Source organism: Vibrio scophthalmi (genome assembly GCF_040869025.1).
GTDB lineage: Bacteria > Pseudomonadota > Gammaproteobacteria > Enterobacterales > Vibrionaceae > Vibrio > Vibrio scophthalmi.
Window position 1 is genome coordinate 45,162 of sequence record NZ_CP134271.1, and the last position, 22,672, is coordinate 67,833.

A 22,672-nucleotide genomic window follows, 5' to 3' on the forward strand; every position below is an offset into this window, starting at 1 on the left:
ACTTAGTCTTCAGATCATACTCTTCAAATCATGCTGCTCAATTTACGAATAGTCACATTAACATTAGACAAAGCTAATATATAAACATATAGTGCTATATAACACAGGAACAAAATTTCCTCGTAATTCGACTACCGTGTATTGGAGAAGCAAATGACTAAGATTGTAATCGTTGGTGGTGTTGCAGGTGGCGCTTCGGCCGCAGCACGTGCACGACGTTTAAGTGAAGACGCTCAAATCATCATGTTTGAACGCGGTCCATTCGTCTCGTTCGCTAACTGTGGCCTGCCTTATCATATCGGTGGTGATATTCAAGAACGCAGTAAATTGCTTCTCCAAACACCAGAAAGTTTCCTAGCTCGCTTTAACGTTGATGTGCGAGTAATGAATGAAGTCGTCGCAATTGATCGTCAAACCAAAAACGTCACCGTTCGCAACCTACTGGATGGCACGCAATATCAAGAGCAATACGACTTCTTATTGCTAAGCCCGGGGGCCGGCGCTATCGTCCCGCCTATTGCAGGTATTGATAACCCCCTCACCCATTCGCTGCGAAACATTCCAGATATGGATCGCATCATCAACACGCTGAAAAGCAAACCGATTAAACACGCGACCGTAGTGGGTGGTGGTTTTATTGGTTTAGAAATGATGGAAGCGTTCCATCAACTTGGTATTAAGACCACATTGCTTGAAATGGCCGACCAAGTCATGACACCAATGGACAAAGAGATGGCAGGATTCGCTCATGCAGAGATCCGCGCTCATGATATCGACCTACGGCTTAACACTGCATTAAGTGCCGTGGAATATATCGAAACCCAAGATGGCAGTGAATTAAATCTAACGCTTAGTAATGATGAACAACTGATTACCGATATTCTGATCATGGCGATTGGTGTTCGACCAGAAACTAAATTGGCACAAGAGGCAGGCCTAGAAATTGGTGAGTTGGGCGGTATTTGGACCAATCCAAATATGCAAACCAGCGACCCTTCTATCTACGCTGTGGGCGATGCCATCGAAGAGCAAGACTTTGTTACTGGCAACCCAACACTTGTCCCACTTGCAGGCCCAGCAAACCGTCAAGGCCGTATGGCCGCTGATAACATGTTAGGTCGCAATGAGACCTATCAAGGTACACAGGGTACCGCGATTTGTAAGATCTTCGATTTAGCGGTGGCTTCTACCGGTAAGAACGAGAAGCAACTCAAGCGTGAAGGTATTGCCTACGAGAAAGTATTCGTTCATACCGCAAGCCATGCCAGCTACTACCCAGGGGCAGAAACGGTTTCATTTAAGCTTTTGTTTGAGCCAACCACTGGCAAAATCTTAGGCGCGCAAGCCGCTGGCAAAGATGGCGTGGATAAACGCATTGATATTATGGCCGTGGCACAACGTGCCGGCATGACAGTGGAACAGCTGCAACATTTAGAACTCACCTATGCACCGCCTTACGGCAGTGCCAAAGATGTTATTAACCAAGCGGCGTTTGTCGCCAATAACATCATCAAGGGTGATGCGACTCCGATTCATTTTGATCACATAGACTCGCTCAGTGACGATCAAATCCTACTTGATGTGCGTAATCCTGGCGAACGCGCCAACGGCAACCACATCGCAGGTGACATCAACATTCCTGTAGACCAATTGCGCGGGCGTATGAATGAATTACCAAAGGATAAGGAGATCGTGATTTACTGCCAAGTTGGGTTACGTGGTAACGTCGCCTATCGCCAACTGGTTAACAATGGATACAAGGCACGTAACCTCATCGGCGGTTTCCGCACCTATCAATTTGCTAAAGCTTAATAGTCAAAAGAAGTTTAATTCAGTATGACAATAAGAAAAGCCAGTGAACGCTGGCTTTTCTATACAAAGTAACGCTGTCGGTCCGTTCAGTAATAGCCCTACTCTTGCAGCAAAATACCACCTTGTTTCTCAAGCATCACTGATAAGTTATGAGCAGCAGAAATCAAACGAGCCTTATAAGATAATCCCTCACCAACAACCTGCATTTGATGGCTTTCATAATTGGCGATCTGTATCAAAAATGTGGTGCGAATCTGTTGTTCAGCGATATTGTCATTACGGGCAATAACAGAGATAACCTCACAACGGTCATCATCAGAGACCAGCAAGCCAGCCCGATGTACCGCGCTTTCTAAAACCGGTAAAAAGTACTTATCAGTCACTTTATCGTGACTCTTTTTGACCGAAAAACAATGCTGCGTAACATAATCACGTTGCTTGTTATTTAGGGCAGCCATTGTTTGACGAGTTAGATTAGAGCTAAATGAATAAGGCGCGAGCATACTTGTAAGAGCCTCAATCGACTCGGTATCCAAAGCCAAACTATTACGATAATCAATCAACTTCCAATTCGGCTTACTGATTATCTTTTCAACCTGTTCAAGATAGACCGATAGTCGATTCTGATTGACCGCTACCCACTCTGCCAATGTAATTTGTCCGCGAACATAGAAAATACCCTCAATCTGAGTCGCGTGTGTCCAGAAAACCATCGATAGCGCCATCTCTTTCGTTGACACTTGAGTATGACTCGATGTGTTATTCACCGCTAAATCCGTCGTCTTAGGCGCGTTTCCAGAGGTCGCTATGTTGATCTCCGTCGTTGCAGAAACTTGGCTATGGAGTGATTTGGCAATATTTGATAATGCATCCTGTCTGGCTAATTCCAGCGTCTCTCCAACCCCGACATCAGAGACCAATTTAGGATCGTTCTCTACATTAGTAAACCAACTAGGCAGTGATGAGCTTGGCAACGCGCTCACTGTTAAGGGCAATACCAACAAAGCCGAGCACAGTAAATTTGGCCATATTACTCGACTCACAATCTTAGAAATAAGGCGCATAGTACTGCCTTTTCGATTCGACTTTCTTAAGATAATCGCGCGTCTCTTTATAAGGAAAATCCTCCACCAGCGAATGATACACTTGCTGCGAAGACATTCGATTAACTGATTGCGCTAGCTTACTCAGAGATCCCGTACCACTAAAGTGTTTAGCCACAGCCCCCACTCCACCATTGTAAGCAGAAATTGCGACAAATGTACGCGTGCTTGGATCATCAATATCATTCAAATAACGCTGTTCGAGAATATTGAGATACGCACTACCAATCTCAATGTTATAGTCCGGCACAAACAACTCATCCGCGGATAGCACACGCTCTTGCCCTTGATGCACACGAGTCACATCTCTGCCTGCTGAATATGGCACGATTTGCATCAACCCATAAGCAGGAATATGCGATTGCGCCACAGGGTTAAAATGACTTTCAGTATGCATAATTGCAATAATCAAAGTCGGATCGACCTGCCATTTATGCGCTTGCTTTTTTATCTGCGGAATATACTGTAACGCTCGTTGCGATAACTTATCTTGGGGGAAACGCATTGTCACCATCGTCACCTTGCTCCCCTGCGCTTGACGATAAGCTGATTGTTGTTTCGTCGCGGTAATCACCGTTGAATCCAACTCACTAAACAACTTATTAGACGGCGTATTATTGCTAACAATTTGATTCAGCACCGGATCGCTTTTAATCGCACTTGATGATGTGGCCGCAAGTAAACGCTCGGTTTGCTGCACAACAATTGCATCAATCTGTGCTTGCGTTTTATCACCTAACACTTCGATCGTATAAGCACCCGATTCAAAATCGAGCGAGCGCCTTACTTTGTCTTCTTCCGAATAAGAAACCCAAGTCGTCGCAGAGCTCAATACTGGCGTATCCCATTGCTGACTAAAGCGTTTTTGCGCATTTAAAAAGCTATCACGATAAGCCAATTTCGCTTGTTCAAAGCGATCCACTTGTTGTGATTTTTGTTGATTAAAAGAGTCACTTAACGACTGCTTCTGATTAGCAAACTTAGCTTGCAGATCCTCAACTCCTGCAATCACGGTTTGGGCATAAAGCCCAACCACTAAAGAGCAGAATAGAAATGACTTCAACATCGATTCTCCTTGCAGCATCTAGTTAGCCAATGCCGCGTTAATTTCTGCGGCTAGTTCTTGATTGCTGAGGGTTGACGAAGATCTTGTCTCGTTAGCATCACTTAACTGAGCATCTAACATATTCTCTACATTAGGCTCTACCGAATCAGAAGGTAGTCCCATCAACACATAAAAGAAACCATCAGGCCCTTTTTGCGCTCGCAAGGTTGTCGCGCCTTTTAAGGCAACTTGCGCCATCGCATTGGTTTCTTCAGACGTGGCAGCTGTGCCACCACTAATCCCCGCAACACCTAAGGTTCCGGCCTTAGTTTGCATCACTTGAATCACTTCAGTAGCGATTTCTTTCGCAATCTGTTGCTGCGCATCTAAAATAGCTAGATTTCGCTGATGCGCCACTCCTCCACTGGTATTTTCGCTTACACCCAATGCCATATAAGCAAATCGCGCGTCATCGATGCTGCCGGCACAAATCCAATCCGGTGCGGCGACTTTCCCATCACCGAAAAAGGTACAACCGATACTCGTCAAAGGGTCCACTTGTGTCTGTTGCGGTGTCGATTGACAGCCAGAAACACCCGCCACGAACAAAAGTAAAAGTGCATTTTTCATCATTATTTATCCTTAAAAATCATCGTCGCTAAAATCGGGGGTGTTAAGTAACGTAGAACTGTTCGTTGCTGTTTTCTTCGTGACTGGAACAACCGATGATGTGGTTGCTTTTTTAGCGGAAGAATTGGTATCAGGTTTCACTGCGATCTCTGTTTTTGACGCTTGAAGATTGCTTTCCAAACCCGCTCGATCCGCCGCTTTAAGATTGTTTTCTCGGTTAGCGGTCGCACCAGCATCAAATGCCGAATATTCAATCGCTAGCGCTTCGCTTGCGGCTGTAGCCGAAATACCATAAGCAACAACGTAGATTTTTTGCTGTGAGATTGGATGAGTCACAGTGCGAGAAAACAACTTAGATAATCCATTAATATGACGATTTTCAACAGATTGACGCGTTGCTTCAGAAAAACTGGTAGCCACTTCCGTATGATCCTTACTACCAATATCACCAGAGCGAGTTTGCATCGCAATCGCCGCTTGTTTTTGCGTTTCGATATCAGCATACAGCGCAACTGCCGCTTCTTTTTTTGCCATTGCATCGGCGATACCGCGATTCTTGCGCACCATAGAAGACGAGCCTTCTACTGGCATACCATAAGCACCAATAAACCAACGCTCACCCGTTTGATCAACAAATTGGCGTGGGCCAACCATCGTGGCAACCTCTTGTTTCTTAAGCCAATCATGAACTGAGAGTCCATTCTTTGGCTTAAGCGGCAACATCTCACCAGTGATAATTGATTTGGCGGCCTTTTCTAACTTAGGACTCCATACCATTAAAGTGGCAACTTCATACACTTCGCTTTCCGCGTTCCATGACTCAGCTTGCACCAACACACTCGCCCCCAGAATTGGGGCCTGTGCTAGTGTCTCGACCATGCTGGTTGATTCCAGTTTAATCTCGCCTTTCAGCTTAGCCGCTTCTTGCTCTAGCCTTTCCAATTCACCACTGGCATCTGCATAACGCTGTTTTACTTTTTCATACTTTTTGCGCTTAGACTCTTCAATCATTCCCGCATCATAATCACTATCGATTCGCTTAATGACCGCATCCCAAGTTGCCTCTGCACGATCTTCTATCGTGATACCTGCTAACTTGTCAGCTTCAGCCTGATCCAATTCAGCTATGATCTTCACCAACTCACGCTTTTGTGCACTGAGTTTCTTCTCTGCACGCGTATATTTTTCATTGAGTTCAGCATGAACATCCGTACCCGGAGCCGTAAGCATATCCACCGCTGACATCGTGGTGCGCATGTACTCCACCATTTCAGCTTTCGCACTCATCGTGGCGATCATGGCGTATTGCGAACGCTTGGTAACAAAACTATCGTCATAACTTGGGTCTTCTGAATCAAATTGCTGCATATTCACGACGAACAAACGCTTCTTATCGGCATCCCACCCTTGCTGCCAGTTCTTCTGATCCATGTAATCGAAAATTTGCTGTTCAGCAGAGATGTACTCAACGATTTCTTGTTGCTCAAAAGGTTGTTGAGCTGCCGCTTGTTGCGCGTCAACACCCGCTGTGGATACCGGAGTTCCAGCGGCAGGCACTTCCGTGGTCGTAACAGCTTGTGTATTGCTCGTTGGGATAAAATCTTCGGCGAATGCTTGCCCAGAAAGAACCAAAGAAATAGAGAGTGCCAATGGCGTAATGATATTTTTCATGACTTAACCTTTAATTTGTTTAATTTCCCATGCCGTCAACTCGGTACTTTGAGCGACATAACGCATGAGGATTTGAATGGCTTGAGCTTGCGCTGGAGAGCTTGGTTCTAGTGCTTTAAATAGAGAGACCCACGCACTTAAACTTGCCTCGCTATGGATGAAATATTGCTTCGCCGCATATACTGCTTCATCTGGGTTTATTGCTCGGAATAGGCTCGACAATAACTTCCAACTTTGTGTATGGTGCGGATCAGCGTTAAGAGACAACGACAGCTTTTGTTCGATAAGCTCCGGGTTAACCCCTTGCTTAAACAGGCTGTTCGCTTGTTGATAGAAGGTATCTGCAGCCAATTTATTCGTCGATAACACATTGGCATAGAGTATTCCTTGATAAGACTTTACGGCCGCAAGAACCCCGTTGATATCGTAACTATCACGCATCTGTTCAATCTGGTTGGGCGCCTGCCAAGTACGAGAATTAGAGGCAGAAAGCAGCTCGAACAGTTGATACAGTACCGAAAACTCCGACGGCTCAGAAAAAACGGTCATCAATTGTGAGTATTGGTGCTGCTGCAACATAGCCACTAATAGCTCTCCCGCTTTCTGCTCTACTTGCGCTGCAGAAAACAGTGTTGGTTGACTGACAAAGCTGTTGATTGCCACCGCTCGTACCTGTCGTTTGATGCAATTCGGTAAACGAACATCAGCCACCTTTTGATGGCGAATGTTTACAGAAGAAACCTCAGCACGAATCAACGCTTGCTCCGCTAGGCGAGCCAGTGTTGATGGCGCAACCACATGAGGTGCTATACGCACAGTTCGCGTTTGTACTTCTTCAGCAAGTTGAGCATAAAATGCGGCTTCAGCGATCTTTCCTTGCGCGGTTCCAGCATGCTTTGATTCATCCGAACACTGTGCTTGAGTAATAATGAATAGATAGCCATTTTGCTCATAGCGGCCAACCGGTTTCTCAGCTAAGTGTTGCTGATAAATAGCTGGCAAATCCAAAGCCTGAGCAGGCAATGCTATTCCGCCTGTAAGTGATACTACCCATGTAAAATTGAGCAATACCCCTCTTAGCCAGTTCGCTGTTTGCCATAAATCTTTCACCAAAATACAGCGCCGAGCCAAATAAAACGCGGTGCCACACCGCTGAACCAATAACAGCACCACCAATTTCAATCTCATCATCCTTGTCTACCTTATTTCAAAGTTCGCCAACTGATTATCGACTGACTTCAGGTGCGGGCGACGTCCTTTGCCTTCTAGCTTGAATGTTTGATACAGCTCATCTAAGCCCTGATCAAATGCCTGAGAAAGCGAGCCAGAGAAGCGATAATTCAACATCATCGTTTTCTCGGTCTTATCCCATTGCCAATTTTCTACCGAACCATTGGTTGAGTTTTCCAAGACATGTTTAAAAATGGCAACATCATTTCGATTCGCATTTTTTATATAGATGGGATACACCACCCCACGCTCTGCATGGGTAGCCAAAGACTGAATTACTTCTAAGCCCAGCTTGGCTGAAATCTGCTTGTATGCCTGATGTTCAGATACTTGCTTTGCCCGTGATGCTGGTTCTACATAGATACGAGATTTGATGGGCTTATTCACCACGGTCAAAATGATCGCGCCACTGGCATTATCCACCAACTGGATGTTGACCGCGGTTTCAAAACCCTGACTGCCTTTATGATCTTCCACGGCTCGTTGAGATTGCTCCAACTTAAAAGTATGCGTAGCTGAGGATTGCTCCTGGTTAAACGCAAATCCGAGTTTCTCTAATTCATCCGTCAGCCACTCTTTTTTATCCGGATTATTAGCTGAAACCGAAAACTGCGCATGGCCAAAAATATCTAAGTAGAAGTTGGCATCATTGAGCAGTTGTCCTTGATTGACATCGGCTACGACAATCACGTAGTACTGACCGCGCTCAATATCTTCGTCAAGTATCTCGTAGTGGCTGACATAGCCTTGAGTCTTAGTCGAAATCGCCATGGCAACCGCTTCATTAAACTGACCAGACTTACCACTGATCATCACACCTTGCGCCTGCTGCACGGCATTTTTGATCGCGTCTTGCACCGCCAATTCCCGAGCCACAGACTCACCCTTTTTCATTGGTGCAAGACCTTTAGCTTCAACGGATGACGATGCATCACCACTAAATTCAGCCACGGTAACCGTACTTGTTTGACTCGCAAACGAATTAACCGCATCGGTGGTCGTTGAGCGCAGGGCCGATACTTTCGCAACATCACGCTCTGTCACCACCAAAGCAACAAAGTGTTCACCATCATACTGACCGCTTTTTAGCATTTTAACGGCCGACAAATTGCCCTTAAACGCATGGCTGACGACATCAACAAATCGTTCTTTCGAGAACTCTTGCTCATTGACGCCATCGCTTACCGTCACATACTCCATAGAAACTTCTGTCGAGCCTGACGTTTCTACCCCGTTAATCATTTCATTAAGTTGACGCAATGCATCTAGCCGAGCTTGCTCTTTGCCTTTACTCTCACTTGAATGGTTTGATGTGCCCATCGCCACTACATAATAGCCATCTAAAGCATTGACGCCCGAACGCGTGCCACCTTGACCAAGCATAGAGAAGACATCATCCATGGGATCGGCCGCTGCAATAGCGGCGTGAAAACCACTACATAAAATGGCAACCGATAACGTTAAAGTGCGTAAAATTCGCCAAACCATTACAGCGCCCAGTCCTCAGGTGTCCCAACAGAAACGGCATAAACCTTGTTGCGTTTTAGGTACTCTTTACCCATCGCTTCAATCTGTTTTTTAACTTGTTGCGCATCAACGTCATCTTCTTTCCATGTAAACATGACACCAGAACCACTCTCTGATTTTGGCGTGACTTCACCCGAAGCAATTGGAATATCTAAACCATCATCACTAAGAAAAAGGACCACCGCTTGCTTAGTCGCAAATCCCTGATTAATCCCCGAGTTGATGGCAAAACGGCCATTACGATAGTTAGTCACTCGGCCACCCACCGGATAGTAATCCATAGTGCGGTTTACCAGCACTTGAATGCTCTTTTGTGCGGCTTCTTTATAGGCTTCTTGCAGCTCGTTGTGGTCACGGAAGTCAAAGCCACCTAAAAACTTGTATTTACTATTAATATCGCCCATCGCAAAGAAACGCTTAGCCCTGAGGGATCCCCTCATAATTTCCCCAAAGCACAACCATGTTTGAATAGATTTTGAGCAAGCAGGGTTGCAGCCGCGAGCAAGTCTTCCCTCGTTATTGTGTAGCCAGAATGCCGCAAAACTTCCATCCCTAAGCGCACTGTTGAGAGTACATTTCGATTTTTGACAGTGTTAGCTTGGAAGTGCTTATCCCAACCTTGTTTCTGACCATGAACTCCAGCAAGCCAAAATGTCAGTTGAAGCATTAGGGCGATTAGCAGCATGATATCAAAGCGCTCTGAGCTGCTAGTTCGGCTATGACGGAGGCCTAAACCGTAGGCTGGGCTTTTCAAGTCTCGGAAGGTTTCTTCAATTTGCATACGCTTCGAGTAGAGCCTAACAAGTTGCTTTGGTGTTCGGATTTCAACGGGCAAGTTAGTCGCTAAAACCCATGGTTCTTTTGTCGAAGCGGAGTAGATTTTAGGTGACGGATGATGACAATTAGTCCGTGTCGAACGCTGATTTTTTCGGCCTTTAGGACGTGATTTATACAGTGCAATTTGACATGAAATTGGGTTGCTCTTAGTCAACCTCTTATAGCCTAAAGTCTTTGAGCGACTTGAGGATATGCTATGTAAGTTGCTGATAGGTTGCCAGTTTTCCGCACCTAAATCTGCATATTGCACTTTCCCTCTGACTCGACTTAACCAGTACCAACCTAGCTTTTCAACGGATTTATACCATGGCACTTTAAAGCCAGCATCACTGACAATGAGCGGTGTAGTGTTACTCGGTAGAATGCTTGCAAGGTCGGCTAGAAATTGGTCATGAGCCTTCTTTGAACATTGCTCTGAAAGCGGAAAGGCTTTCTCATAAAGAGTAATAGAACGACCATGTAGTGCCACCGAAGCCCGCAATACCATAAGCCGTTTTTGCTCACGAATATCAGACCAGTCAACAAGAACAATGGGCATCGAATTACCTGAACAGATAAAGCTGGCATGCCAACGGTATACAGCGAGTCGCTCTTTGTGCAAGTGACGATTACCTAACAATCTGTCGATTCGTTTGATGTTATGTTTTGTTCTGGCTTTCGTTGGCAGGTTACGACCAAGTTCGGTAAGAGTGAGCGTTTTACATTCAAGTAATGCGTGGCAAGCCAGCGTTAAACTGTTGAGTCGTTTTAAGTGCAATTCAGGGCAGAATTGGTAAAGAGAGTCGTGTAAAATATCGAGTTCGCACATCTTGTTGTCTGGTTATTGATTTTTCTCAGAACCATTTGATCACATGACAAGATGTGCATCTACCTTAAATTTATGATTTTTATCAAAATCATTAGGGGATTCCTCAGCGCTTAGCCGGCATGTTGTGGCGAATAGGCTCAAATGAGTGAACGATTTGCCCGGTGGTCGGATTAACAACTTTGGTAGTCACTAAGCTGCGAAAAATAATTTCAAAATGATCGTCTTTCTGCTTAATCACTGAGCCTAATGAAATTGAGGACTCCAGTACAAAATCCGGATTCAACTGCTCACCAATCGCGATTGAACCTTCTTCAACTGTATTTTCCGCTTGGAATGCTACTTCGTAATTACACGCATCACAGTTGCGAGTAAGCACCTCATAGCGTTTGGTACGGGCGAGTTCGTTTTCTAGCAACTTGGCGATAATGCCCTGATCGATATTGGTTTTACGCGCATTCTTCTCAAACTGAACATTGTCAACGTAAGCAGCAATGGTCATCTTGCTGAACGCTTTCACATCATAGTTACTTGGCAGTTCAATGTTGTCTGACTCATAAAGCGCTTCTTTGTTAACTTTATTAATTTGAGAGTTAGCATCAACATCCGCCTCAGAGTTGATTTTAAGACTTGTTGACTGGCAACCGACGAGCAGAAGCGACGCAAAAAGCGCAGAGAATTTTAATTTCACGATAATAGTTCCGAACAAATAGAGACAAGCAGGCACATCAGAATTGATGTAATAACACTTGGAGATTTAGATCAAAAAAGCCAGCCCTAAGGCTGGCTATTGAAACGCTTATTGAGCGTTCGTAAGTGCAGAAAGCTGCTTAGCAGTTTGGTACGCCGAGATAACAGAATCATTCATAAACATAATCTGCTCGCCAGTCAGTTCGTAAAGAGATTGCTCTTGCATAATGTCTTTAAAACCAAGGCCGCTATTTGAATCCGTCACTAGACCTAATAGCTTTTCTTCATCAAATTTAGACGCAGCAGAAAGCGCAGCTTTAGATGCATCACCTAAACCCGCCAGAACACTTTCAAAAGCAGAAGATTCGACATACTGTTTAACCTTTGCTTTGCTTTCATCATCAAGTTGATTAAACGCAGCTTCACGCTCTTCTTCGGACATATTTTGCGTATAAGCTAAGAACTGCTTAACTTCTGGCTGGTTTTCCGCAGACTTGATGTAGTCTTCGTACATAGGCTTCGCAATTAAGAATGCAGTATTCACCGTTGTACGAACAAGTTCACCTTCCTTGATTTTTGAAAACTGGTATTCGTCGGTCGCACGCACAGAGAGTTCGTTACCCACAACGAGCTGTTGATCGTAATCAACACTTGCGTTATCGCTAAACGCTGAACAACCAAACATCATTGATGAAGCCAATACTACTGCTACTACATTCTTCTTAAAATTCATTACTGTTACTCGTCGTTAGTTATTTCATTTTGTGATTTAACATACAGGCGAATGCCGTACTGTTTGCAGTAAAACTATACAGTACGACATACCGATGTAAAGCCACAATCTTAACCTTGAGATGAGAATGAATATAAACTATTGATTTAAGTAAAAATAAAATTACAATTTTTTTGAATTGATAGCACACAAAACAACATCATTAGTGAGAATCTCTCACAACGTGATCTTACAAAAACGTTAACTAGCTATCACCTAGACCAAATCTTCGAGTCTAAACTCTAACTTTGAGTGTATGATTTTTGTGCAATCGCACACTTAAAAGTTTAAAGCGTTCAAATTTTAGAATGAGTAAAGGCCGAAATGACGCAAGGTGAAAGGAAGCAAGTCATGCTTGATGATAAACATCGTTATGAGGAATATGCCGCGATCATATCCGCGCTGCCTGATTTGGTTTTTATTTTGACGGAATCTGGCTTATATGCAGATATTCTTGGCGGGGACAATACCGAAATGTATCACGATGGTTTATCGCTGGTCGGTAAGAATTTGCGTGATGTCTTATCCCCCACCAACGCTAACTGGTTCCTGGAAAGAATTGATGAAACGCTAACCAAAGACACTCTGATGTGTTTTGAATATTCGCTGGCAGGGAATGATGTGGATTGTTTAGACGTGAACTCCGGCCCCGCTGGATCATTAAGGTTTGAAGGCCGAGTGAACCCATTAAAATCACTCTATCACGGTGAAAGGGCGGTTGTTTGGGTTGCTCGTAATATCACCGTTCGCCATGAACTGGCCCAACAGCTCACTTACTATGCTGAGATGGATCACCTGACCGGAGTCTATAACCGTAGGAAACTATACGAGTTTTTTTCCGATGCTTTAGCGCACTTTCACCAGTCACAACAACATTACTGCTTCTTGCTGGTCGATATCGATGAATTCAAGAAAATAAACGATATTTACGGTCATCAAACCGGTGATGATGCGATTCGTCAAACCACAAAGAAATGCCAGTCGATACTTAGTGAAGGAGATATTATCGCACGTTTAGGTGGGGATGAATTAGGCATTATTCATCGATGTAATGATGAGCTCTCTTGTGTTGATTTAGCACGCAAGCTCAACCAAGCTGTTGCCACTCTTTATATCAATAAGGATGTCCCTAACTACCCTCTCAGTCTAAGTGTCGGGATCACCCATTTCAAAAAAGAAGATAACGATATCGAAGCTATCTACCACCGAGCCGATCTCGCCTTATACGAATCAAAAAACAATGGTAAGCGCCAATACACGATAAAGTAAAACCTTTATCATTAGACACGACACTCGCTCACTTCATACTGCTCACTCGTTCAAGCATTTACCGATATTGTTAATATCTGGTGCTTAAAATCACGTGTATACATACTGCTACGTTGTATTGCTCTAAAACGCAGATAAAACAAAGCCCGCAAATAAATGCAGGCTTTGTATTGCACACGTAATATTAATTCTTGACGGAATTTATGAAACGTTCGGCGCTAGCAAAAAGGATGTCGCACTGTTTTTTTTGTTTGTTGTACTCGGCAGTGCCTACCGCTAACGATTCAAGGATTTCCTTTGCTTGATTATATTCACCAACCATATTGGTGAATCGCTCTTCAAAATCACTTTTACGCATCTTTTTGACGTTTTTTCTTACCGGTTTTTTCATAACTTCCTCTTACCATCAAAGATCCAAACGTTCTTTCTGCTCTCTTTCCAACAGAATATCTTCGATTCTTCGCCTTACTTGATGGATATTATTTGACTTGTCATCTTTAGCCTCACTCGTACCTTTGCTCGGCTTAGTCGTTGGAGTTTTCTTTTTCAAAGTTAGATATCCATTTCAGTTTCAATATAAAAAGCTCTCAACCTTAAGCCTCGTGAGTTCGACACCACTGTAGCGAGTTACTCAAATTGAATAACCAACTCAAATACTGACATTCACTCTGGATAAGAAATGACGCTTTAATACATCGCTCACAAGCGAATGTATTGCATTAGATAAGTATACTTGCCGGTTCATCGTGGATGGTTTTAAGTAATCAGCGGCTACAAACGTAAACACCTTGTCACACCAAAATTAAACCATCCCGCGACTATCGATTAAGCGAGAGTAACATTTGCAGCTGTGAGCCTTACCGCCCTGACTTCCAGCCAACGTTTAACACTGTCTGTAGCAATAGCATTGAAATAGATAACAATATCAGCGCAACTAGTGATTGCTACGGCGCTACATATTTCGTTTCGTCAACCATTTAACTAAGCCTATCGTCTGATATGACCGATACCTCGATAACATGGCAATTTAATATTCGAAACAACTAAATCGGGAATGAAGAAAACCATCTCAGGGCAAAGATGACGGAGTGATTAGAGACAAAACAGCTAGTTTATCGAACTAAACATTTCATCAATCGCTAAGCTACGTAAGCTGAGGCCACTATACACCTGACATGCAGAATAGATAGCTATTTCGATTGAAATTTACAACACCCTTTAAAACAAACACTTAAATTGTCCATTTTTGGCTGATATCGCCTAACGGGTGAAATTTACACCATAAACGCAGTACTCAAAACGTAATCATCCCTTAAGGCACAAAGCCATTACGTTCGATTTGATGATGGATCATGAGGCCAGTGCTCACTATGCAACCACACCGAGAGCCACTACTGAGTCAATAACATCACTCATTCAGAAACTTATGGATTTTTGCAACAATCTCATGATATCTAAGGCAGAATCTTTACTATTTACCTCATAAAGATCGAACTCTAATCTTATGTCGCTAAAACTACAGAATATTTCATGACGCTCAAAGAAATCCTTCAAATTCGTAATGTACGCTACTTCTTAATGTTTCGAAGCAGCTACTTTGCGCGCTTTTACTACCCTATATTCACACTACTCTATTTAGATTACGGCCTAACCCTTTCCCAATTTGCCATGCTCAACGTGGTTTGGGCTGCCACCATTGTGCTTGCTGAAGTTCCATCGGGCGCGTTTGCTGATACCTTAGGGCGTAAAAAGCTTGTGGTGTTGTCATCGATTGTCATGTTTATTGAAATCGCCATGATTGCCGTGGTACCCATTGGTAACCCGACTTTGGTATTCAACGTATTTTTGATTAACCGAATCTTAAGTGGCTTAGCAACAGCGTTAGCAAGCGGTGCCGATGAAGCCTTAGCTTACGACACCCTAAAAGATCAGGGCAAAGAAGAACTGTGGCCGCGCGTATTACAGATTCAGCTTCGCATTGCCTCAAGTGTTGGGATTTTTGTCACGCTGTTGGGCGCTGCCATGTATGACGTTAACTTCATGAGCGGTGTTTACCATTTTCTTGGGTTAGCTGAACCGCAAAGCACCCAAGACATCATGCGCATCCCTGTTTATGCTACCTTAATTGTTGCGATGATCGCCATTTATGCCGCGACAAACATGAGAGAAGCGAAAAAAACACTACCGGCTAATAACACTAAAATGGCCACAACCATCGCCAGCCTAAAACTCACAGGAATAACGGGAAAATGGGTGCTTTCGACACCTTACGTACTGTTCATATTGCTCTATTACAGCTTGTTCGAACACACATCGCGCATGTTTTTAACCATGAACAGCCAATACTATCGCGCCATTGATATCCCGATTATCTATTTCGGTTTAATCGGCGCAGGGATAAGTTTGCTCAAAATTCTCCTGGCAGGACAAAGCCGTCGATTGGCTGAAAATATGGCACCAAAAAAATTCTTTGTTGTGATGGGTTTAGCGACAATGGCGACCTATTATTGGATTAGTCTCGGCTGGTCAATTTATGGGGTAATACCGGCGCTGATCCTGATCTTTATTATTATGACGATGAACATTTTCATCAGCTATCACCTTAATAAAAAGACCGAATCACACAACAGAGCAACCGTTTTAAGCTTTAAGGGTTTGATGTTTAACCTAGGTTACGGCTCTATCGGGATCTTATATGCCTACTACTACAAATTGATCTCTGAGAACTACACTGAGCAACAAATAGAGCAACATCTCGACTTCTTAGCCTCACTGTCGTCATTCTTCTACTATTTTACCCTGCTGTTCATTGCCATCAGCGCTGTGTTCTATTTTCAAAATAAAAAGAAAGCGATTTTTTAGACGCCGCGCATCTGCGGCTCGTGCTTGTCGCGCACTCTTGACCATCGTTAAGAGTGCTCGACAAGCACGAAAGACATATCAGTAAGGCAATGATGGCCGATTCAGCAAAGAGAAGCTGAATCGTAAGTGGACAAAAGCGCGTTAGAGTTGACGCTCAAAGTCGACCGTTTCTGATAAGCTGAGTTTGGGCAAATAATAAAGCAGATGAGCCCAACTCGGGCGTGACTATCAAGTCGGTGGCAATTCAATTGTCAGATCAAATCTGAGCCAGTACAAGTTAGGCTTTCAAGGAGCAACCGTTTAATCGACGGTTTAATCGCGTTTAAGGCCTCTCTGTATTTCTTTCCTTGGAATTCATTAAGTTGTTGTAGCTTTCCTACTTGTGAACTCACGGAACTGAATACTCTCAGGTAATCTTCATATGTGCAGTGGTCATCAGTAAATAAGGTGCTGAGATTATGAACAGCACATCTCACTTTTTTCTTCTCTTCTTTACCAAAGCTAGGACGGTTTCCATTAACCCCGACTCTATGCACGGTCTGGTGTGTACCATTACCTAAGACTTCATGTTTACTTTTATTTGGTTCGACACCGTAATGACGAAGCATTCCATAAATCGAGGCAATCACATCACTAATTTCTTGTTTGGTCATATAAGATTTAGAAGATACTGTAATATCATCAACATATCTGGTGTAGGTAAGTTTTGTCTTAATAAGGCGTGAAACAAGAACTGATTCTTTCTCCCACATTACCAGATTGGCGATGTAGCTACTGCAAACCCCGCCTTGCGGTACACTACCGTTTAAAGTCACTAGATTTGTTAATATTTTTGCCACCTCTTGAGGAAAGTGGAACAGACGCATAAACATTTTTTCGACTTGATCGGCTTTAATCGTAGGAAAGAAATTAGAAATATCTTCACAAATCACAATCTTACTCTTTGTATGATTTCTAACGTTCGTTATGTAGGAACGCCCACTGATTGAACCTTGTATATATTGAGGATATATGACTTTTTTGAATATTTGGTGCTGAAGTTTTCGGTGAACGGATTTTAAGGCTCTATAAGCATCATAGGTGACGCGTTGACCACCTGACTTCTTTTGCTCAACTTTGGCCACACGATAAAAATCAGATGCGTTATTTGCCAAATACTGAACTCTGCTTAACGGAAGTTGTAGTAAACGAGCGAGAGCATTGACGCTGCCGATCGATTTTAATTTGTATTCAGGAGTCAGAGTCATCAATCAATTGATACATAAGTTTTTCTATCTTTGTAGTTAACTCATCACTCATAGGTAAATCTTGATCTTGAGAAGCAAGAAACATAAAGACAGGTGTGGGAATGTCTAGTGCTGAGCACAAATCTTCAATAAGACTTAAGTTTGGCTCTCTCTTTCCCTGTTCTAAAAGAGTTATATAAGATGCGCTTTTACCAATCTTATCAGCCAAGTCTTTCTTGGATAATTTTCTGTGCTTACGGCACTTTTCTAAGGTATTTGAAAATTTCATAATAAAAAAATTAATGGTCTACTTTACGAATTGATGATTGAGAATATTTTTTCAACAAGCTCTGCTCCTTTGTTGATCACACCTAGTAACACTCCAAACGTTTCCAATATCTGACGTTTCGTTGTTTTAGAAGGTGCTTTCCCTTCAAGTTCTGCATTGATCTGGCTAAGTAAATTCTCGACCTTAAGTTTCGTACTGCTATCTATATCATCATGTTTCTCACGTAAAATTAATTCTAGTACTTCACGTGAGTTCTTTAAAATTTGAGTATTCATAAAACAACCTTCTTATTCGATGTTGGGAAAATCCCCTCCAAAAAATTTACCGAACCGAATAAAATGATATAGATAGCGCAAACCACAATCTTTAGAACAATTTATTGTTCTCCCCTCCATTTTAACTAATATTTAGCCTGTTAGCTTCATGCTGCTAAACATAGTTACGATTTATCAGTACGATTCTAGGTAATTGCTTCATGCGTGTTACGTGCATATCTGCGCTTACTTACAAGCCCTATTGATTAGTACGTTTGAGGTGTGGGTGACATAGATTATCACTAAGATAATCGGCATTACTGCCAGTTACGATTCGAAAAAGGTCATTATTTTAAAGAACATCAGGACGAAACATCCTGTGAATTGAATTATCACTCAAACGTGACAAATAGTCAATAGTTTACAAATAGTCAATTAATTGATGTGTATGGCCGTTGTTCAAATAGCGCTTATGGGGAGGTTATGTGCATAAATTCAGGTAGGGAAAATACACATAAACAGAATGTGAATCCGTTTTTGTTCTAGCTCACTTTGGGGCAAAAACGAGTCAGCCAACAACTAACATACTTAGTTTTTATTCATTAGATTCCCGCCTTCGCGGGAATGACGTAAGGGCAGAGTTTCTTGCCTCTAGATGAATGGTCTCTGTAGACATTAGATCTCACAACACCACTCGGTCATTCCCTTGGAAAAGGGAATCTCGCTTTTGCTTTTATTGTGTTCAAAATGAACGCTAGATTTAAACGAATATAAAAAGAGATTCCCGCCTGTGCGGGAACGGACTGATGTGGAAACAAAACGAGAATAGCGAGGTTGGGCTTCTTAGACTCGCGCTTCTTTATACGCTCACTCGACAAAATCCCACTTCGCTACTGCCGCTAAGTAGTTATCGATATCGTGATCTTCTACCAGATCGATACCCTCCTCCAATAACGCAGACACGGCGCCATCGACATAATCGATAAACTTAAACCACAAACCGGCTTCTTGGTGAACCTGCTGCTCGGACGAAATGTATAGATAACTACCGATATGGCTATACCCCATCAAACGAGCGGGCGCTCGAGTGACAATGTCGTTGTTGTTATGAAAGCGAAAGTAGCGCGATTTGCATTCGGAATTGAAAATACGTGCAGTTTCTCGGGTAACTGCACGTGGTTGACCAAAGGTATAAACGCTGGTGAAGGGTTTATCTTCATGTACTAATTTAGCGGCGGCAATCGTCGCCATCGCGCCCCCTAAACTGTGACCAGTCATAAACAGTGGCCGTGGTTTATGTTGCTGTAAGTAACGAAATCGCTCATTCAGCGACGGCCATACATCTTCTAACGATTGCCAAAAGCCACGATGGAATGCGCCAAACAGATCGTTGGTTGCAAACGCGTTGAGGTTATCTAACCAATCGGCCAATTCATCAGTGCCTCGAAAAGTAATGCACAGATAATCTTGATGCTCTATCACCGCCGCTTGTGCACTGTTGCAGCTCACACCAAACACACTCACAAATCCTTTGTCGTCTTCTTTCAAGTTGGCCAGAATGCGTTCTTCATCTGGCGAGGAGTTGTGTTCAGAGTCACTGACGTAGACTTCTTTGGCTAACCGCGCCATCCAATAGGCATTGCCAGCATCTAAACCCGTTTTATACGGTGAGACAGCTTTAACAGTTTGCTTGTCGTGAGCGTGTGGCTGATATGGTGAAATTTCAACGGCTGTGTGATCGCGTGTTGGCATATTGCTTCCTCTACTCTGTTTTGCCTTGTTAATTTCATCTTGGGCAAAGGCGTCATAGAGGTGAATGGTTGAGCGAGGATTTACCGACCTAAATGAGTCGTTATGAGAGGCACTATTTTAAATGCCATGCTTTTGTTACGCGCATTTGTCTCATGCGCTAAGTCGATTTCACATTGCATTCAATTTTGTGCCGGTAAAAAAACAAAAGCCAGCGGTTTAAGGCTGGCTTCTCAATTTGGTATCGGTGCGCTTTTATTAGCGTTTTACACAAGCAAAGAAAGCGTTACCGGATTGACCATCCCACGGCAAGATCTTCTCGTAGTCGTGCTCAAAAATATGCACTTCAAAATACGGTTCAAGCAAAGCGCTTAACTCTTCGTAGTTGACGGCGACCATTGGGTGTTCGTCGTTCCACAATTGCTTTTCCAGATCGGTGTGTTTTTCAATGCTTAGCGTGAGGAACTGCTGTTCACCTTCACCGCTGTATTTCCAGCCTGAGCTAAAAATGAATTCACTTTCATCATGCATCGCACTATGACGCACAAATGAACGGTTATCGATCTTGTTGCGGTTAACCGAGTTAAAACAGAACATGCCACCTTCTGCCAATGCCGCATGCGCATGGGCAATGCACTGCTTTAAGTTTTCGATGCCATCACTATAGTGGATCGAGTATAAGAAGCAGGTAATCAGGTCCAGCGGTTGTTCTACCGTAAAATTACACATGTTGTGCAACATGAACTCTGCTTCAGGACAGCGAATTTTTGCCAAATCGAGCATTGGTTGATTCAAATCCAAACCGCTACTTTGGTAGCCAAAATCAAGGAAATGTCGAATATGTGGGCCAGTGCCACATGCCAAATCGAGATGTTGTTTACCTTCGTTACCAAACAGTTGGTGCAGTCGACGTACATAGCGGCTTTGCGCTTGGTAATCGATGTCAGCACACATCAAATCGTAGTAACCAGAAAGGTCGGTATAAAGGGCGTTTGAAGGAATAGTACCCAATGTCAGATGCTCAAATAAAATTCGGTGGCGCATCCTATATCAAATCTTCCGTTTTACGAAGAAAAATCATCCATTTTGACATGTCAGCCGATCACACGCGATACGAGCATCTGCTCAAACAAGCGGCTTATGCCAATCACATCAGCGATCTCACCATCAAGATCGACTCCTCCACTACTGAAATTTTTTATCAATTTCTATCGATGAAATACCACTGCTTTTAGTGCACAAATAAACAACAGTAATGGCGATTTCTTCCCCATTCAACATTGTGTGATATTTATTCCAACCTAACAATAGTTGGAATTAACGTCATAAAACCTAATAAAGTTTTGCAGGGAAAATAGGTTTATTTGTTAACATATAATTTCAATATATGACGGAATGTTTGTGGTTAAATAACTTAATTCATTTCACGTATAAACTACGGTGTTAATTAAACATTTTTACTTATTCTTTAATATAACTGGTTTTTGATGAAACTGTTGTTTTCTTATACTTATTCAAAAGCGGTCAGTTTCCCCATTGCCATGCCTGAACACTGATGGCAACTGGGTTTGACCCAAATATTCAAGTATATTCAACAATATCAGAGCCTTCCCTTATTGGTAAGGTGCGACGCCAGGGCGACCGCATGAGTGCCTAGTTTTTCGCCATCTGACTAAAACCAGCACTTAATACTGCCTCTAGCATAGACGTATTCATCATACATCGCTTTTGCTTCCCCACTATGCTTAGCTTGGTTGGTTCTTCACGGAGCATGTTCAAGCTCATGTGGCGCAAGCATGATAAATTCTCAGCACCATGATCTTTGTATATCTGGCAAGCATCTTCATTCATTGTGACATCAAGCACCCAGTGCATTGACTCTATGCCCCAATGTTCTCTGACTGCCATAGCAGCTTGTTCTGCACTAAGCGCTTTGGAGCTGATGTAATAACGGTACTCTAGGTCGACAGATTTTCCTTTCTCAAGGCGAAAATTTTCAACCATTACAACGCTCTTTAAGCCTTTCCAGCGAGAGAAGTTACCTTCAAGTTTAGTACTGTCAAAAACATAGCATTGGCGAGACTCGATACGGCCATGTCCTTGCTCAAGAGAGATGTTATTTGTCACATTGGCTCGCTGAGAAGAGAATGCCTTTTCTATTGCTTGTCGGAGTTTTCCTTGGTTGCTCTTTACTGCAAGCAGATAGTCTCCACCTTGATCTACAATGGCTTTAGCAATCTTAGTTTGACAGGCCATAGCATCAATGGTTACTAGAGCTCCCTTGATGTCGAGCATCTTTATCAGCTCAGGGATCGCTGTAATTTCATTGCTTTTTTGTTCGGTTTTCAGCTGTCCTAGTACGAGCTTGTTGGACGACGCATAAGCACTAATCATATGAATAGTGCTCGTCCTGTCTTCACGATTATATGAGCCGCGAAGCGTTTTGCCATCAATCGCAATCACTTGCCCATCGGTAAGAGTGTGTATTGACGACATCCAGTTAACGAAGCACTCATGAAACTGTTCAGGCTCAATCGTAGAGATGATGCGAGCAATGGTGTCATCCGCAGGAATACCATTCAAAAACAAGTTATTACGCTTAAACCAATCATGATGACCGCGAATATATTCACGAATATCAAACCAGCCTTTCGCACCTGCAATCACCGCACATAGCGAGCCAAAAAGGACTTCAAACAGGCAATAAGTGACCTTTGCACCTTGGCGTTGGTCGATAATCGTTTGAAAATGTTCTTTGAAGTGGTCAATGTGCATGATGTTATCCCTAAAAAGGGAGTATATGATCACAGCTAATTGTGATCGTCAAATCGGTCGTGATTTTGTTCAAAAAACGTTCACGATCTCACCCTGGGTGCGACGCTACGTAGGAAAGACCTGACA

20 protein-coding genes are annotated in these 22,672 nt (G+C 43.1%); 3 read left to right on the top strand and 17 right to left on the bottom strand.

Translation table 11 applies throughout. The annotated features are described in order from the left end of the window. Positions 1 to 153 precede the first annotated feature (153 nt). Entirely contained in the window at positions 154 to 1,812 is a 1,659-nt protein-coding gene (locus RJD38_RS00135; protein ID WP_065430268.1) for an FAD-dependent oxidoreductase, read from the top strand. A gap of 98 nt (positions 1,813 to 1,910) precedes the next feature. On the opposite strand, the gene RJD38_RS00140 is transcribed toward RJD38_RS00135, so the two are convergent. From RJD38_RS00140 to RJD38_RS00185, 10 genes are all read right to left on the bottom strand, one after another. Beyond that, positions 1,911 to 2,876, bottom strand: coding sequence for an LPP20 family lipoprotein (locus RJD38_RS00140; protein ID WP_065430267.1), 966 nt, complete (start codon positions 2,874 to 2,876; stop codon positions 1,911 to 1,913). After that, complete coding sequence (locus RJD38_RS00145) at positions 2,860 to 3,981, bottom strand: transglycosylase SLT domain-containing protein (protein ID WP_065430266.1); 1,122 nt, start codon at positions 3,979 to 3,981, stop codon at positions 2,860 to 2,862. Before RJD38_RS00145 ends, RJD38_RS00140 begins: the two co-directional genes overlap by 17 nt. A gap of 18 nt (positions 3,982 to 3,999) precedes the next feature. After that, positions 4,000 to 4,590, bottom strand: coding sequence for a hypothetical protein (locus tag RJD38_RS00150; RefSeq protein WP_065431086.1), 591 nt, complete (start codon positions 4,588 to 4,590; stop codon positions 4,000 to 4,002). Between the two features lie 12 nt (positions 4,591 to 4,602). Beyond that, a complete protein-coding gene (locus RJD38_RS00155) occupies positions 4,603 to 6,261 on the bottom strand; it encodes a hypothetical protein (protein WP_065545237.1) in 1,659 nt (552 codons plus the stop codon). Positions 6,262 to 6,264: 3 nt separating this feature from the next. Beyond that, positions 6,265 to 7,452 (bottom strand): hypothetical protein, encoded by a 1,188-nt coding sequence (locus RJD38_RS00160; protein ID WP_065430265.1) that lies wholly within the window; start codon positions 7,450 to 7,452, stop codon positions 6,265 to 6,267. A 6-nt stretch (positions 7,453 to 7,458) separates the two neighbouring features. Continuing rightward, on the bottom strand, positions 7,459 to 8,979 hold the full coding sequence (locus RJD38_RS00165) for a flagellar assembly protein T N-terminal domain-containing protein (RefSeq protein WP_065430264.1): 1,521 nt from the start codon (positions 8,977 to 8,979) through the stop codon (positions 7,459 to 7,461). Then, on the bottom strand, positions 8,979 to 9,458 hold the full coding sequence (locus RJD38_RS00170) for a hypothetical protein (protein ID WP_367971377.1): 480 nt from the start codon (positions 9,456 to 9,458) through the stop codon (positions 8,979 to 8,981). Before RJD38_RS00170 ends, RJD38_RS00165 begins: the two co-directional genes overlap by 1 nt. Further along, the gene (locus RJD38_RS00175) at positions 9,455 to 10,663 is read right to left on the bottom strand and encodes an IS4 family transposase (protein WP_032073033.1); all 1,209 of its coding nucleotides are present in this window, start codon (positions 10,661 to 10,663) and stop codon (positions 9,455 to 9,457) included. Before RJD38_RS00175 ends, RJD38_RS00170 begins: the two co-directional genes overlap by 4 nt. 103 nt (positions 10,664 to 10,766) lie before the next feature. Then, on the bottom strand, positions 10,767 to 11,351 hold the full coding sequence (locus RJD38_RS00180) for a hypothetical protein (protein ID WP_367971378.1): 585 nt from the start codon (positions 11,349 to 11,351) through the stop codon (positions 10,767 to 10,769). A gap of 108 nt (positions 11,352 to 11,459) precedes the next feature. Beyond that, positions 11,460 to 12,083, bottom strand: coding sequence for a hypothetical protein (locus tag RJD38_RS00185; RefSeq protein WP_065430263.1), 624 nt, complete (start codon positions 12,081 to 12,083; stop codon positions 11,460 to 11,462). Between the two features lie 390 nt (positions 12,084 to 12,473). Between RJD38_RS00185 and RJD38_RS00190 the strand changes: the two genes are divergently transcribed. Beyond that, positions 12,474 to 13,391 carry a GGDEF domain-containing protein gene (locus RJD38_RS00190; protein ID WP_065545236.1) on the top strand — a complete coding sequence of 306 codons (918 nt, stop codon included), beginning with the start codon at positions 12,474 to 12,476 and terminating at the stop codon, positions 13,389 to 13,391. A gap of 184 nt (positions 13,392 to 13,575) precedes the next feature. Here RJD38_RS00190 and RJD38_RS00195 read toward each other — a convergent pair whose 3' ends face one another. Then, a complete protein-coding gene (locus tag RJD38_RS00195; protein WP_005594946.1) occupies positions 13,576 to 13,782 on the bottom strand; it encodes a hypothetical protein in 207 nt (68 codons plus the stop codon). A 1,139-nt stretch (positions 13,783 to 14,921) separates the two neighbouring features. Here RJD38_RS00195 and RJD38_RS00200 point away from each other — a divergent pair. Then, the gene (locus tag RJD38_RS00200; protein ID WP_065545235.1) at positions 14,922 to 16,253 is read left to right on the top strand and encodes an MFS transporter; all 1,332 of its coding nucleotides are present in this window, start codon (positions 14,922 to 14,924) and stop codon (positions 16,251 to 16,253) included. 251 nt (positions 16,254 to 16,504) lie between these two features. Here the strand turns inward: RJD38_RS00200 and RJD38_RS00205 are convergent, their stop codons facing one another. From RJD38_RS00205 to RJD38_RS00230, 6 genes are all read right to left on the bottom strand, one after another. Continuing rightward, positions 16,505 to 17,500 (bottom strand): reverse transcriptase family protein, encoded by a 996-nt coding sequence (locus RJD38_RS00205; RefSeq protein ID WP_065545234.1) that lies wholly within the window; start codon positions 17,498 to 17,500, stop codon positions 16,505 to 16,507. Continuing rightward, complete coding sequence (locus RJD38_RS00210) at positions 17,484 to 17,768, bottom strand: helix-turn-helix domain-containing protein (protein ID WP_065545233.1); 285 nt, start codon at positions 17,766 to 17,768, stop codon at positions 17,484 to 17,486. Before RJD38_RS00210 ends, RJD38_RS00205 begins: the two co-directional genes overlap by 17 nt. 23 nt (positions 17,769 to 17,791) lie before the next feature. Next, positions 17,792 to 18,043, bottom strand: a complete 252-nt coding sequence (locus RJD38_RS00215) for a hypothetical protein (protein ID WP_065545232.1) — start codon at positions 18,041 to 18,043, stop codon at positions 17,792 to 17,794. A gap of 846 nt (positions 18,044 to 18,889) precedes the next feature. Then, positions 18,890 to 19,774 (bottom strand): lipase family protein, encoded by an 885-nt coding sequence (locus RJD38_RS00220; protein ID WP_065545231.1) that lies wholly within the window; start codon positions 19,772 to 19,774, stop codon positions 18,890 to 18,892. A gap of 255 nt (positions 19,775 to 20,029) precedes the next feature. Then, positions 20,030 to 20,815 carry a class I SAM-dependent DNA methyltransferase gene (locus RJD38_RS00225; RefSeq protein WP_005594940.1) on the bottom strand — a complete coding sequence of 262 codons (786 nt, stop codon included), beginning with the start codon at positions 20,813 to 20,815 and terminating at the stop codon, positions 20,030 to 20,032. Between the two features lie 609 nt (positions 20,816 to 21,424). After that, a complete protein-coding gene (locus RJD38_RS00230; protein ID WP_014386692.1) occupies positions 21,425 to 22,546 on the bottom strand; it encodes an ISAs1 family transposase in 1,122 nt (373 codons plus the stop codon). Positions 22,547 to 22,672: the final 126 nt, after the last annotated feature.

Excerpts from the sequence above, each read along its gene's own strand:
- RJD38_RS00195 (WP_005594946.1), bottom strand. The coding sequence starts at position 13,782 with ATGAAAAAACCGGTAAGAAAAAACGTCAAAAAGATGCGTAAAAGTGAT.
- RJD38_RS00200 (WP_065545235.1), top strand. The coding sequence starts at position 14,922 with ATGACGCTCAAAGAAATCCTTCAAATTCGTAATGTACGCTACTTCTTA.
- RJD38_RS00220 (WP_065545231.1), bottom strand. The coding sequence starts at position 19,774 with ATGCCAACACGCGATCACACAGCCGTTGAAATTTCACCATATCAGCCA.
- RJD38_RS00185 (WP_065430263.1), bottom strand. The coding sequence starts at position 12,083 with ATGAATTTTAAGAAGAATGTAGTAGCAGTAGTATTGGCTTCATCAATG.
- RJD38_RS00170 (WP_367971377.1), bottom strand. The coding sequence starts at position 9,458 with ATGAGGGGATCCCTCAGGGCTAAGCGTTTCTTTGCGATGGGCGATATT.
- RJD38_RS00190 (WP_065545236.1), top strand. The coding sequence starts at position 12,474 with ATGCTTGATGATAAACATCGTTATGAGGAATATGCCGCGATCATATCC.
- RJD38_RS00145 (WP_065430266.1), bottom strand. The coding sequence starts at position 3,981 with ATGTTGAAGTCATTTCTATTCTGCTCTTTAGTGGTTGGGCTTTATGCC.
- RJD38_RS00160 (WP_065430265.1), bottom strand. The coding sequence starts at position 7,452 with ATGATGAGATTGAAATTGGTGGTGCTGTTATTGGTTCAGCGGTGTGGC.
- RJD38_RS00225 (WP_005594940.1), bottom strand. The coding sequence starts at position 20,815 with ATGCGCCACCGAATTTTATTTGAGCATCTGACATTGGGTACTATTCCT.
- RJD38_RS00150 (WP_065431086.1), bottom strand. The coding sequence starts at position 4,590 with ATGAAAAATGCACTTTTACTTTTGTTCGTGGCGGGTGTTTCTGGCTGT.
- RJD38_RS00210 (WP_065545233.1), bottom strand. The coding sequence starts at position 17,768 with ATGAAATTTTCAAATACCTTAGAAAAGTGCCGTAAGCACAGAAAATTA.
- RJD38_RS00165 (WP_065430264.1), bottom strand. The coding sequence starts at position 8,979 with ATGGTTTGGCGAATTTTACGCACTTTAACGTTATCGGTTGCCATTTTA.
- RJD38_RS00215 (WP_065545232.1), bottom strand. The coding sequence starts at position 18,043 with ATGAATACTCAAATTTTAAAGAACTCACGTGAAGTACTAGAATTAATT.
- RJD38_RS00155 (WP_065545237.1), bottom strand. The coding sequence starts at position 6,261 with ATGAAAAATATCATTACGCCATTGGCACTCTCTATTTCTTTGGTTCTT.
- RJD38_RS00175 (WP_032073033.1), bottom strand. The coding sequence starts at position 10,663 with ATGTGCGAACTCGATATTTTACACGACTCTCTTTACCAATTCTGCCCT.
- RJD38_RS00230 (WP_014386692.1), bottom strand. The coding sequence starts at position 22,546 with ATGCACATTGACCACTTCAAAGAACATTTTCAAACGATTATCGACCAA.
- RJD38_RS00135 (WP_065430268.1), top strand. The coding sequence starts at position 154 with ATGACTAAGATTGTAATCGTTGGTGGTGTTGCAGGTGGCGCTTCGGCC.
- RJD38_RS00140 (WP_065430267.1), bottom strand. The coding sequence starts at position 2,876 with ATGCGCCTTATTTCTAAGATTGTGAGTCGAGTAATATGGCCAAATTTA.
- RJD38_RS00205 (WP_065545234.1), bottom strand. The coding sequence starts at position 17,500 with ATGACTCTGACTCCTGAATACAAATTAAAATCGATCGGCAGCGTCAAT.